Origin of the sequence: Dactylosporangium vinaceum (assembly GCF_019904175.1) — a bacterium.
Classification (GTDB): Bacteria; Actinomycetota; Actinomycetes; order Mycobacteriales; family Micromonosporaceae; genus Dactylosporangium; species Dactylosporangium vinaceum.
This window is the reverse complement of sequence record NZ_CP061913.1, coordinates 7,597,456-7,610,471: the sequence shown is the minus strand read 5'-3', so window position 1 is coordinate 7,610,471 and position 13,016 is coordinate 7,597,456. Positions and strand designations below refer to the sequence as shown.

Sequence of the window (13,016 nt, the reverse complement as noted above, 5' to 3'; positions counted from 1 at the left end):
TTTTGATGTCTGACCCAGCGGGAAGGTGCTGTCGCAGAGGGGCACATCGTCGTCCCCAAGGCGCCTGGGAGGTGCACATTGGCTGACACGCAATCCGCATCGGCCTCGACCGGCGGGGTCATCCGAAGTCTGATCCCCGCCCGGATCGACCGCCTGACGTGGGCGCCGTTCCATACCCGCATGGTGATCGCCCTGGGCACCGCCTGGGTGCTCGACGGCCTCGAGATCACCATCGCCAGCGCCGTCGGGGCCGTGCTGAACAAGCAGGAGACCCTCGGGCTCTCCAGCACGCAGGTCGGCGCCATCGCCACCGTCTACCTGCTCGGCGAGGTCTTCGGCGCGCTGCTCTTCGGCCGGCTCTCCGACGCCCTCGGCCGCAAGAACCTCTTCGTCGTGACCCTCGGCGTCTACCTGGCCGGCAACGCCCTCACGGCGCTGACCTGGGGCAACGACGCCTTCGGCCTGGTCTTCCTCTACCTGACGAGGTTCATCGCCGGAGCCGGCATCGGCGGCGAATACGCCGCGATCAACTCCGCGATCGACGAGATGATGCCGGCCAAGTACCGCGGCCGCGTCGACATCGGCGTGAACGGCACCTACTGGGGCGGCGCCATCATCGGCACGCTCGGCACCTACGTGCTGCTCAACCACATCTCGCTGAACATCTCCTGGCGGCTGGGCTTCCTGATCGGCCCGATCATCGGCCTGCTCATCTGGAACCTGCGCCGGCACCTGCCGGAGAGCCCGCGCTGGCTGATCATGCACGGCCGTGAGCGGGAGGCCGAAGAGGCGATCCAGCAGATCGAGGGCGACGTCGAGCGCTCCGGGCAGACCCTCGCCCCGGTCGACGACCGCGACGCCATCGAGGTCAAGCCCGCCTCCGGGCACGGCTACCTTGCGCTGATCAAGGTGCTGTTCACGAAGCTGCCGGCCCGCTCGACGCTGTCGGCCTCGCTGATGATCACGCAGTCGTTCCTGTACAACGCGATCTTCTTCACCTACACGCTCGTGCTGTCGAAGTTCTACCACGTCGACGCGGAGAAGACCCCGATCTACCTGATCGCCTTCGCCGTGGGCAACCTGGCCGGGCCGCTGCTGCTCGGGCACCTCTTCGACACCATCGGGCGGCGCAAGATGATCGCCGGCACCTACATCCTGTCCGGGGTCCTGCTGGCGATCTCGGCCTGGATGTTCGACGCCGGCATCCTCAACGCGTTCACGCAGACGCTCGCCTGGTGCGTCATCTTCTTCTTCGCCTCGGCGGGGGCGAGCTCGGCGTACCTCACCGTCTCCGAGATCTTCCCGCTGGAGATCCGGGCCCAGGCCATCGCGGTGTTCTTCGCGATCGCCCAGTGCTTCGGCGCCATCGGCCCGATCTTCTACGGCTGGCTGATCGGCGAGGGCACCGACCCGGGGCAGCTGTTCATCGGGTACCTCATCGGGGCCGCCGTCATGATCATCGGTGGTCTGGTCGAGGTGTTCCTCGGCGTGGACGCCGAGGGCAAGTCCCTCGAGCACGTGGCCACGCCGCTGACCGCCGTCTCGGTCGGCGGCCAGCGCATCGACGAATAGGTTCTCCTACGGCGGGGCGGCGTCCGGGTCTTCCGGGCGCCGCTCAGCCGGGTCCGGGGAAGCCGAAGGCGCTCCACACCATGAACCACAGGACCGAGGCCGGCACCAGCGCGGCCACGCCCATGCACCGCTCGGCGATGCCGCGCAGCGGGGCGATCGCCACGATGACGCCCACCGCCGCCACCGCCAGGGCCGCGCCGCCGGACTCCAGCACGAGCAGGCCCAGGGCCGCGCCCACGACGGCGCCGCCAACGGCGGCCGCCACTACGACCCGGGCGCCCCGCGTCGTGCCCCGCCACCAGTGGCGGGCTATCGCCAGCGTCGATTGCACGGCGCCATGATCCCAGATCGCAACCGGCCGCACAGCCCGCTCTCAGGTTCACGATGGCACTGCGTGTCATGATTGTCGGATGGCGAGTACTGAGGCGGTTCCCGGAGAATCCGTGCGGCGGCGGTCGCTGCTGCGCTCCCTGACGTTCGCGGCGACCGTGGGGCTGGTGCTCGCGCTGCTGTTCGGGGTGCCGTGGTGGTCGCTCGTCATGGCCGGCAACGACTGGCCGGCGGGCGTGCAGGTCCTCGGAACGGTGGTGTTCGCGGCCGCGATGGTCACGTTCCCGTTCCTGATGTTCCTCGGGCACGGCCGCGGCGTCGACTGGGCCAGCCGCACCGCCGACACCATCCTCGGCGCGATCTGGATCCTGTTCGTCTGGGCCGTCATCGGCGACGTGCTGCGCCTCGCCCTGCTGGCCGCCGGCGTCGACGACCCCGTGCGGTCGCGGGTGGCGGCCGGGTTCACCGCGGTCGTCGCGCTGGGTCTGGGCCTGTGGGGGTACCGCGAGGCGATGCGCGTCCCCCGGGTCCGCCGGGTCGAGGTGCGGATCCCGAGGCTCGGGGCGGGCCTCGACGGCCTCCGGCTCGTCCAGCTCACCGACACCCACTACGGCCCGATCGACCGCGTCGCCTGGTCCAAGGGCGTCACCGAGGTCGTCAACTCCCTCAACCCCGACATCGTCGCCCACACCGGCGACATCGCCGACGGGACGGTCGGCATGCGCACCGCGCAGGCGGCGCCGCTCGGCGACATCCGGGCTGGGCTGGCCCGCGTCTACGTCACCGGCAACCACGAGTACTTCGGCGAGGCCCAGGGCTGGCTCGACCACATGCAGGCCCTCGGCTGGGAGCCCCTGCACAACCGGCACGTCGTCGTCGAGCGCGGCGGCGACCGGCTCGTGGTGGCCGGCGTCGATGACCGCACCGCCGCCGGGACCGGCCTGGAGGGTCACCGCGCCGACCACGCGCTGGCCCTCGACGGCGCCGACCCCGCGCTGCCGGTCCTGCTCCTGGCCCACCAGCCCAAGCAGATCGACGCGGCCGTGGCCCACGGCATCGACCTGCAGATCTCCGGGCACACCCACGGCGGCCAGATCTGGCCCTTCCACTACCTGGTCCGCCTCGACCAGCCCGTCGTGCAGGGCCTGACCCGCCACAGCGACCGCACGCAGCTCTACACCAGCCGCGGCACCGGCTTCTGGGGCCCGCCGTTCCGGGTCTTCGCCCCGAGTGAGATCACTGAGATCACCCTGCGCGCCGGGGCGGTCGAGGGAAGCTAGACCCGCGCCCACCCCCTTGGTACCGTGGGGTACCAAGGGGGTGCGGCATGCTTGCGGGGACGGCGCTGCGGTGGGGCACGAAGCACGGGCTCATGCGCGCGGGCATCCGCGCCGCCGCCCGCAAGGGCGACGAGCAGGCCCGGTTCTTCAATGATCCGGCGGTGCGGGCCGACCCGTACCCCTTCTACGCATCCGTCCGCGCGGCCGGTCCGGTCGTGCGCGGCCGGCTCATGTGGGCCACCGCCCGCCACGACCTGGCCGGGGCCGTCCTGCGCCACGACGCGTTCGGGGTCGGCTTCTCCGACCGGGCGATGCCGGGCCTGGTCGGCGCCGTCTTCCGCTACAGCCGGCGCAGCTCGCCGATCGGGCCCGTCGACCCGCCGTCGATGCTGGTGACCGACCCGCCGGACCACGGCCGGTACCGGCGGCTGGTCTCGAAGGTGTTCACCGCCCGGGCCATCGAGGGGCTGCGGCCGCGCATCGAGCAAACCTGCGCGGAGCTCCTGCGCGACAAGCCGGTCGACCTGGTCGCCGACTTCGCCTCGCTGCTGCCGGTGACGGTGATCGCGGAGATCCTCGGCGTCCCGCTCGACATGCGCCGCCAGTTCCTCGCGTGGGGCAACGCGGCCGCGCCGACGCTCGATCTGGGGCTGGGCTTCTCGACGTACCGCCGCACCGAAGTCAATATCAAGCGCGTCAACGACTGGATGCGCGGCCACTTCGCCCGGCTGCGCCGCGAGCCCGGCGACGACCTGCTGAGCCAGCTGGTCCAGCTCGACGACCTGAGCGAGGACGAGCTGCTGGCGACCGCGGGCCTGCTGCTGGCCGCCGGGTTCGAGACGACGGTGAACCTGCTCGGCACCGGGGCCTGGCTGCTGATGCGCCACCCGGAGCAGCTGGCCGTGCTGCGCGACGAACCGCAGCGGTGGGGCAACGCCGTCGAGGAGACCCTGCGCTACGACTCGCCGGTGCAGGTGACCGCCCGGGTGTGCCGGCGGGCGACCGAGTTCGGCGGCGCCCGGATCGAGCCGGGGCAGGTCGTGATGTCGATGCTCGCCGGCGCCAACCGCGACCCGGACGTGTTCGAGCATCCGGACGAGTTCGACGTGACCCGGGCGAACGCCCGCGAGCATCTGTCGTTCTCCGGCGGCGCGCACTACTGCCTCGGCGCGGCCCTGGCCCGGCTGGAGGGTGAGATCGGGCTGCGGATGCTGTTCGAGCGCTATCCCGACCTGCGCATCGACGGCGAACCACATCGACGTACCACCCGGGTGCTGCGCGGGTTCGAATCGCTGCCGGTGACGATCTGACCAATGGCGTGTTTCGGCTTGCGTCATCCGCACCGCCCGGACGAGCATTCTCGAATTGCTGGAAACGGCGCCGAATCAGGGTTGTGACGGCCCATTGGTGCAACCGCCACGCGTCTCTCACATGGCGGGGCCAGCATTCTCGGCGTGCGCAGATCGCTGCCGTTCCTCCTCGTGCTGGCGCTTGTCGCCGCGGTGCTCGGGCCGATGCCCGCGGCCCGCGCGGCGACGCCGCCCGGGTTCGCCACGCAGCTGGTGGTGGGGGCGGGCCTGGACGGGCCCAGCGGGTTCGAGATCGCCCCCGACGGGCGGATCTTCATCCTTGAACGCACCGGCAAGATCAAGATCTTCAAGGACGGGCGGCTGCTCGCGCAGCCGTTCGCGGACCTGCCGTCGGAGGCGTCCGGTGACCGCGGGCTGATCGGCATCGCGTTCGATCCGGGGTTCGGCGTCGCGAACCACTGGGTGTACTGCTATTACACCGGGCACGATCTGCGCAATCACCTGGTGCGATTCGACGCGTCCGGCGATGTCGGGACAGAAGGCCCGTACACCATTTTCGAGACGCAGTCGCCCTCGCAGCTGCTGCACGTCGGCGGAAGTATCCGGTTCGGCCCGGACGGCAAACTCTACTTCGCCGTCGGTGACAACGGATATCCGCCGAATGCGCAGGACCTTTCCAATCCGCACGGCAAGATTCTGCGGATCAATCCGGACGGGTCAATTCCCGCCGACAATCCGTTCGCCGGGCAGCCGGGCCGGCTCGGGGCGATCTGGGCGTACGGGTTTCGCAACCCGTGGCGCTTCCAGTTCGACGCGGCCACCGGGCGGCTCTACGCCGGCGACGTCGGCGACTACACGTGGGAGGAGCTCAACCTCGTCGTCAGGGGCGGCAACTACGGCTGGCCCGTCCACGAGGGGCGCTGCGCGAGCGCCTGTGCCGGGTACACCGACCCGGTCACCGCGTACAACCACGACGGCGGCAGCGGCGCCGTCACCGCCGGGCCGGTCTACCACGGCACCCAGTTCCCGGCCGAGTACGCGGGCAGCCTGTTCTTCGGCGACTACTCCCGCGGGTTCATCCGCCGGGCCGTGCTCGACGCGGACGGGCAGGTGGCCCGGGTCGAGGACTTCGATCCGGAGGCCGGCAGCGTCGTCGACCTCAAGGTCGGCCCGGACGGGGCGCTGTACTACCTCACGTACTTCCCGGGCCAGCTGTACCGGGTCGCGTACAGCCCGGCCGGCAGCGCGCCGACCGTGCACGCCGCCGCCGACGTCACCGGCGGGGGCGCCCCGCTGACCGTGCACTTCTCCTCGGCCGGCAGCGCCGACCCCGACGGCGACGACCTGCGCTACGCGTGGAGCTTCGGCGACGGCAGCAGCAGCACGGCGCCGAACCCGACGAAGGTGTACCCGGCCGTCGGGGTCTACTCGGCGACGCTCACGGTGTCCGACGGCGCCACCACCGTCACCTCCCGGCCGATCGTCATCCAGGTCGGCACCCCGCCGGCCGTGCGCATCGCGGCCCCTGTCGACGGCAGCGCGTACAACGCCGGTGACACGATCACGTACAACGCCTTCGGCAACGACGCGGCCGGCTACGACGTGTCCGACGGCGACATCAAGACCGAGGTGTTCCTGCACCACAACACCCACGTGCACCCGTTCGCCGGACCGCTGACCGGGCGGGTCGGACAGTTCACGATCCCGGTGACGGGGGAGGCCTCGGCGAACACCTGGTTCGAGGTGAAGGTGACGGTCACCGACCGCAACGGGCTGTCGAGCGCGAAATCGGTGTTCATCCACCCGCGCACGTCGACGATGACGTTCACGACAAGCCCGCCGGGGCTCGGCCTGACCCTCGACGGCGTCCCGATCGCCACACCCGACACCGTCCAGGGCGTGACCGGGTTCCAGCGCGAGCTCGCGGCGCCACCGACGGCGACGGACGCGGCCGGGAACGTCTACCACTTCACCGGCTGGTCCGACGGCGGTGCGGTCCGGCACTTCGTGACGACGCCGGCCGCGGACGCCACGTTCACGGCCACCTACGCCCCGTCGGCGCCGTTCACCGGCGAGTACTTCAACAACCAGGATCTGGCCGGATCGCCGGCGCTGGTCCGCGCCGACCGGAACGTCGATTTCGTGTGGTCGACCGGTTCGCCCGGTCCGGGCGTCGATGCCGATCACTTCTCGGCCCGCTGGACGAAGACCGAGTACCTCGCCTACGGCCGCTACCGGTTCACGATCGCCTCCGACGACGGGGCCCGGCTCTACATCGACGACGACCTCGTCATCGACCAGTGGCACGACCAGGGGCCGACCGCCTACGACTACGTGGCCGACCTCGGCGCCGGGCCGCACGCGATCCGGATGGAGTTCTACGACAACGTCGTGGACGCCAGCGCCCGGCTCGCCTGGGACACGACGCCGGACCAGCCACGGGACGTGTTCACCGCGCAGTACTGGAACACGCCCGGCGCCGGCGACCAGCCCACGATGCCGACGACCGCACCGACGCTGCAGCGCGACGAGGCCCAGGTCGACTTCGACTGGGGTGACGGCAGTCCCGGGACTACCGTCGACGTCGACCACTTCGCGGCCCGATGGTCGAGGGCGTTGACGCTGTCCGCCGGCTACTACGACTTCACCACCACGACCGACGACGGCGTGCGGCTGTGGGTCGACGGGCAGCTCGCCATCGACCACTGGCGCGACCAGGGCGCCACCGACCGCACCGCACGGCTGCCGCTGGGCAACGGCGCACACACGATCGTCATGGAGTATTACGAGAACGGCGGCGGCGCCCTGGCCCGCCTGCGCTGGCAACGGACCGGGGACCTGCCGGCCCCGTCGCCCTACGTGGCCACGTACACCGGCAACGGCCACGAGCTCGTCGTCGCCGAGACGGGCGTGGACCACGAGTGGGGTGACGGCGGGCCCGGCAACGGGATCGGGCCCGACGACTTCTCGGCGCGCTACACCCGCAGCGTCGTGCTCCCGGCCGGGCTGTACCGCTTCGAGGGCGCCGCCGACGACGGTGTGCGGGTCTTCGTCGACGGGCTGCCGATCGTCGACAAGTGGCGCGACCAGAACGAGGGGTTCAGCGCCGACATCTCGCTGCTCGGCGGGGTTCACGACATCGTCGTCGAATACTACGAGCACGCCGCCGGTGCCCGCCTGCACTTCGGCTACAGGCGCGTCGGTGACGTCGCCGCACCGGCCGGCTGGACCGGCGCCTACTACGCCACCCCGGACATGAGCGGCGCCCCGGCCATGCTGCGCACCGACGGCGCCATCGACTTCGACTGGGGCACCGGCTCGCCCGGCCCGGCCGTCCCCGCCGACGGGTTCGCCGTGCGCTGGACCCGCACCGACCACCTCGCCGCCGGCACCTACCGCATCACCGCCACCAGCGACGACGGCATCCGCGTGCTCGTCGACGCCGACGTGGTCGTGGACGGCTGGTCCGAACACCCACCCGCCACCTTCACGTACGACACCACCCTGCTCGAGGGCGACCACACGATCACGGTCGAGTACTTCGAGCGCGGTGGCGGCGCACTGGCGCGCTGTTCGGTCGTCCGGTTGTGATTGTCGTCGAGATCGAGGAGATTCCGTGACCATCCCACAGGCCACGATCGTCATCCCCTGCCGGCACGAGGAGGAGAACGTCGGCCCGCTCATCGAACGGCTCAGTGCGGTCCTCAGCGATGTCGAGCTGCTCTTCGTGGACGACAGCGACACCGGCGATACGGTCGCCGCAATCGCCGCTGCCGTGTCGCCCTTGACCGTCCGGGTCTTCCACCGCAGCGGGGCCGAGCGGGTGGGCGGCCTGGCCGGCGCGGTCACCGACGGCTATCGGCGGGCCCGCGCCACCAAGGTGCTGGTCATGGACGCCGACCTGCAGCACCCGCCGGAGCTGGTGCCGGCGATGCTCGCCGCGCTCGACGACCACGACCTGGTGATGGCCAGCCGCTACCGGGAGGGCGGCAGCAGCGGCGGGCTCGACGGGCCGCTGCGCCGGGTGGTGTCCACCGGCTCGACGCTGCTGGCCCGGGCCGCGTTCCCGGTCGCGCTGCGCGGCGTGACGGACCCGATGACCGGGTTCTTCGGGGTGCGCCTCGACCGGGTCGACCCCGACCGGCTGCGGGCCCGCGGGTTCAAGATCCTGCTGGAGATCCTGGCCCGGTACCCGCGGCTGCGGCGCACCGAGGTGCCGCTGGAGTTCGGGGCGCGGTTGGCCGGGGAGAGCAAGGGCGATCTGCGGCAGGGGCTGCTGTACCTGCGGCAGCTGCCGGCGCTGCGGGCGGCGACCTGGTTCGCCACGCCCGTCGCACGGTGGGGCACGGCCCTGGCGCTGCTCGCGGCGGTCACCGTCGGGCTGGCCGCGGCCCCGCTGTCCGGGGCGGCGGTGCTGGCACTGCTGGTGACGCTCGTCGCCCTCTACAACACCGTCGTCGGCGCCCTGGAGGTGCGGTGGCGGCTCTACGGGTGGCGCACACCCGAGGCGGTCGAGCAGATGAAGTGGCCCGCCGACACCGAGCGCATCTCGCGACGGACGTTCTCGATAATCGTGCCGGCCCTGCACGAGGAGGCGGTGATCGCCGGCACCCTGCAGCACCTGCTGCAGCAGCACCATCCGGACTTCGAGATCCTGGTCTCGCTGTGCGAGGGCGACGACGCGACGATCGCCGAGGTCCACCGGGTGCAGGCGGAGTCCGATCCGCACGGGCGGGTCCGCACGGTGATCCGGGCCTACACGCGGTCCAACAAGCCGCGCCAGCTCAACGCCGCACTCGCCGTCGCCACCGGGAGCGTCGTGGGGGTCGTCGACGCCGAGGACGACGTGGCCCCGCAGCTGCTGAGCCGGGTCGACACGCTCCTGGAGCGCACGGGCGCCGACGTCGTGCAGGGCGGGGTCCAGCTGATGACGCTCGGCACGCGGGCCCGGGACTGGTTCAAGGTGCACAACGTCATGGAGTACTTCTTCTGGTTCACCAGCCGCATGTTCTACCAGGTGCGGACCGGGTTCGTCCCGCTCGGCGGCAACACCGTGTTCATCCGCCGCGACCTGCTCGAGCGGGCCGGCGGGTGGCCCGACAACCTGACCGAGGACTGCGCGCTCGGGGTGCTGCTGTGCACCAAGTACGGGGCCCGCGTGGTCGCCGCGTACGAGCCGGAGCTGGCTACGCGTGAGGAGGTACCCCAGACGATCGGCGATCGGCGGGCGGGATCACTGTTCTGGCAGCGGGTCCGCTGGAACCAGGGGTTCCTCAGCATCCTGCTCGAAGGGCGCTGGTCGACGCTGCCGACGCTGCGGCAGCGGCTGCTGGCCGGGTACATCCTCGCGACACCGTTCCTGCAGGCGTTCTCGGCGCTGCTGCTGCCGCTGTCGGTGGCCACGATCGTGTGGCTGAAGGTGCCGGTCGCGGTGGCGATGCTGATGTACGCGCCGTTCCTGCCGATCGTCATCACGCTCGCGACGCAGCTGATCGGGCTGCGGGAGTTCGCCCGCTCCTACCGGCAGCGGGTGTTGTGGCGGCACTACGCGTTCCTGCTCGTGGGCGCCCCGGTGTATCAGTGGGTGCTGATGGCGGCGGCGTTCTGGGCCGTGTACCAGCACGTCGACGGCAACACCGTGTGGCACAAGACGGCGCACGGCGGGCACCACCGGCCGGTGCTGGCGTCATGACGGCGGTCATCGAACACGCGCCGGACGTCGCCGACCCGCCCGTCGCGTCGCGGCCGCAGCGTCGCTCCTGGTGGGTCCTGCCCCCGCTGCTGCTGGTCGCCGGCCTGGTCAACGGCTGGAACCTGCACGGCTGGCCGGGGCGGATCAACGACGACGAGGGCACCTACGTCGACCAGGCGTGGGCCATGCTCGACCACGGCTCCCTCGCCCACTACACGTACTGGTACGACCACCCGTTCCTCGGCTGGGCCATCATCGCCGGCTATGCGGGCCTCACCGACGGCTTCGCCCGCGCCCCCAGCGGCGTCATGGTCGGCCGCGAGGTGATGCTCATCGCCGTCCTCGTGAGCTGCGCGCTGCTGTTCCTGCTGGCCCGCCGCCTCGGCTTCAACCGGGCCTGGTCGGCGGTCGCCGTGGCCCTGTTCGCGCTCAGCCCGCTCGCGGTCTTCTTCCACCGCATGGTGTTCCTCGACAACCTGGCCACCATGTTCACCATCGCCGCCCTGGCCGCCGCCGCCTCACCGCGGCGCAGCGTCGGCGCGGCCCTGTACAGCGCCGTGTGGTTCGCGGGCGCGGTGCTGTGCAAGGAGACCGCCGTCATCCTGCTGCCGGCCCTGGTCTGGCTGCTCGTCCAGCACACCGACCGCCGCACGAGGGTCTGGAACCTGGGCCTGTTCGGCGTGACGTTCGCCGGGCTCGTCGCGTCGTACCCGGTCTTCGCCCTGCTGAAGAACGAGCTCGTCCCGGGCGACGGCCACGTGAGCCTGAGCTGGGCGCTGTGGTGGCAGCTGTTCGGGCGCAGCGGCAGCGGCAGCCTCCTCGACCCGTCGTCCGGCACCTACGCCCTGGCCCACTCCTGGGTCGACCTCGACCCCTATCTCCTGCTGGCGGGGGTACTGCTGGTGCTGCCGGCCTTCTTCGTGAAGCCCCTGCGGCCCGTGGCCCTGGCCCTGCTCATCCAGGTCGTGATGATGTGCCGGGGCGGCTACCTGCCCTTCGCCTACGTCATCGCCATGCTCCCCTTCGCCGCCCTCCTCGTCGCGGGCGTCCTGTCCCGGCTGCGGCTCGCGTTCGTGGCCGTCCCGGCCGCCCTGGCCCTGCTCGTGGTCGTCCCGGCCTGGTCCACGACGATGTACGCCCAGTCGAAGACCGACGGCAGCGCCGACTCCCGCGCCGCCACCAAGTGGGTCATCGACCACGTCCCGAAGGACCAGGTCGTCGTCACCGACGACTACATCTGGCTCGACCTGAAACTCGCCGGCTTCACGAGCCCGGTCTGGCTCTGGAAGGTCGACACCGACCCGGCCGTCATGGAGGAGACACTCCCCGACGGCGCCGCCTCCATCGACTACGTGGTCCTGGCCCCGCAGGCCGACAGCACCCTGTCCGGGCTGCCCACGCTGCGCCGCGCCATCACCGAGTCCCAGCCGGTCGAGCGCTTCGGCGACATCGAGATCCGGAAGGTGACCCGGTGAAGGTCGCGCTGCGGCTGGCCGCCTTCGGCGCCGCCGGCGCCTCGGGCATCGCGCCCAACCTCGCGGTGATGTGGCTGCTGACTTCGCTCGGCGTCCACTACCTGGCAGCCGCCGTCGCCGCGACCGAGGTGGCAATCCTGTGGAACTTCGTGCTTGTCGATCTGTGGGTGTACCGCACCCGCCGCTCGTCGGCCCGAGGCTGGGTCCGGCTGGCGCGGTTCGCGGTCCTGAACAACCTCGACCTGGCCGTCCGCCTACCCCTGCTCACGGTGCTGGTGTCCTACTGGGGCATGCCGGAGCTGCTCGCCAACGTGGTGACGCTGGGGTTCGCGTTCGTCCTGCGGTTCGCGGTCACCGAGCGCTTCATCTACCGGGCCCCTTCCATGCTTCCGGCGTGGCGCACGACCTCGTCCTGATCGGTCGCCTGGCGGTCGCGTTCGCGCTGACGTTACGCCCTCGGCTACGAGCGCGAGCTGCGCGGCTCGACCGCCGGCGACCGGACCTTCGCTGGAGATGCGCTACATCCCCCTGCTCCGCCTGCTGGACGCGGGCCGCTTCGCCGACCGCTTCGCCAGCGACGACGAACCCCACCCCGGCCGGCGCAAGCCGCCGCCCACCGCGGCGATGGCGGGGCGGCGGCGGACCCGGGCGGGCTCAGCGGGTGACGCCGTGGACGTACCGGTGGCTCCAGACCTGCTTGAGCGTTCCGATGGCCGCGGCCGGCCGGGCGGCCACGGCCCCGATTGCGAGCAGCCCGGCCAGTGCGGCGGCGAGGACGCCGATGCGGCGAATCGCGGTGGTGGTGGTGGTCATGTCGTCGAGGGAACCACCGGTGCGAGGGGTGGGGCATCGGGAAAAATCCTGAACATCGGCAGATCGACCGTGATCGTCGTGCCCCGTCCGGGTGGGCTGCTGATCAGCAGGGTCCCACCGGCGGCGGCGACGCGGTCGGTGATGCCGCGCAGGCCGGTGCCGGCACCCTGGTCGGCCCCGCCCGGGCCGTCGTCGGCGACCGTGACCGTGAGGCGGCCGTCCGCCGCGCGGATCGTGACCGCGGCGCGGGCGTCCGGGGCGTGGCGGGTGATGTTCTGCAGTGCCTCGGCGACCGCGAAGAAGGCGGCAGCCTCGATCGCCGGGTCGGGCCGGGCCGGCAGGTCGGCGGCGAGCGTGGCGGCGACCCGGGCGCCGTCGAGGAGCGTTGCCACGGCCACGGCGAGACCGCGCTCGGCGAGCAGGGCCGGGTGCAGGCCGCGGGCCAGATCGCGCAGCTGGGCGAGCGACTGCCGCAGCTGGTCGGTAGCGTCGTCGAGGAGCCGGGCGGCCGCGCGGATCCGGCGCGATTATCCGCAGACCGCGG

10 protein-coding genes are annotated in these 13,016 nt (G+C 71.6%); 7 read left to right on the top strand and 3 right to left on the bottom strand.

Annotation, left to right across the window (positions count from 1 at the left end):
- The first annotated feature begins 180 nt into the window (after window positions 1-180).
- The gene (locus tag Dvina_RS34115) at window positions 181-1,572 is read left to right on the top strand and encodes an MFS transporter (RefSeq protein WP_223093393.1); all 1,392 of its coding nucleotides are present in this window, start codon (window positions 181-183) and stop codon (window positions 1,570-1,572) included.
- A gap of 43 nt (window positions 1,573-1,615) precedes the next feature.
- Here the strand turns inward: Dvina_RS34115 and Dvina_RS34110 are convergent, their stop codons facing one another.
- A complete protein-coding gene (locus Dvina_RS34110) occupies window positions 1,616-1,903 on the bottom strand; it encodes a hypothetical protein (RefSeq protein ID WP_223093392.1) in 288 nt (95 codons plus the stop codon).
- 79 nt (window positions 1,904-1,982) lie between these two features.
- Between Dvina_RS34110 and Dvina_RS34105 the strand changes: the two genes are divergently transcribed.
- From Dvina_RS34105 to Dvina_RS34080, 6 genes are all read left to right on the top strand, one after another.
- A complete protein-coding gene (locus Dvina_RS34105) occupies window positions 1,983-3,182 on the top strand; it encodes a metallophosphoesterase (RefSeq protein ID WP_223093391.1) in 1,200 nt (399 codons plus the stop codon).
- Window positions 3,183-3,229: 47 nt separating this feature from the next.
- Window positions 3,230-4,492, top strand: coding sequence for a cytochrome P450 (locus Dvina_RS34100; protein WP_223093390.1), 1,263 nt, complete (start codon window positions 3,230-3,232; stop codon window positions 4,490-4,492).
- Between the two features lie 144 nt (window positions 4,493-4,636).
- Entirely contained in the window at window positions 4,637-8,083 is a 3,447-nt protein-coding gene (locus tag Dvina_RS34095; RefSeq protein WP_223093389.1) for a PA14 domain-containing protein, read from the top strand.
- Between the two features lie 25 nt (window positions 8,084-8,108).
- A complete protein-coding gene (locus tag Dvina_RS34090) occupies window positions 8,109-10,184 on the top strand; it encodes a glycosyltransferase family 2 protein (RefSeq protein WP_223093388.1) in 2,076 nt (691 codons plus the stop codon).
- The gene (locus Dvina_RS34085) at window positions 10,181-11,659 is read left to right on the top strand and encodes an ArnT family glycosyltransferase (protein WP_223093387.1); all 1,479 of its coding nucleotides are present in this window, start codon (window positions 10,181-10,183) and stop codon (window positions 11,657-11,659) included. Before Dvina_RS34090 ends, Dvina_RS34085 begins: the two co-directional genes overlap by 4 nt.
- Window positions 11,656-12,075, top strand: coding sequence for a GtrA family protein (locus tag Dvina_RS34080; RefSeq protein WP_223093386.1), 420 nt, complete (start codon window positions 11,656-11,658; stop codon window positions 12,073-12,075). Before Dvina_RS34085 ends, Dvina_RS34080 begins: the two co-directional genes overlap by 4 nt.
- A gap of 238 nt (window positions 12,076-12,313) precedes the next feature.
- Here Dvina_RS34080 and Dvina_RS34075 read toward each other — a convergent pair whose 3' ends face one another.
- Complete coding sequence (locus Dvina_RS34075) at window positions 12,314-12,472, bottom strand: hypothetical protein (protein WP_223093385.1); 159 nt, start codon at window positions 12,470-12,472, stop codon at window positions 12,314-12,316.
- Window positions 12,469-12,870: an ATP-binding protein gene (locus Dvina_RS34070; protein ID WP_223093384.1), complete on the bottom strand. Its 402-nt coding sequence runs from the start codon at window positions 12,868-12,870 to the stop codon at window positions 12,469-12,471. Before Dvina_RS34070 ends, Dvina_RS34075 begins: the two co-directional genes overlap by 4 nt.
- Window positions 12,871-13,016: the final 146 nt, after the last annotated feature.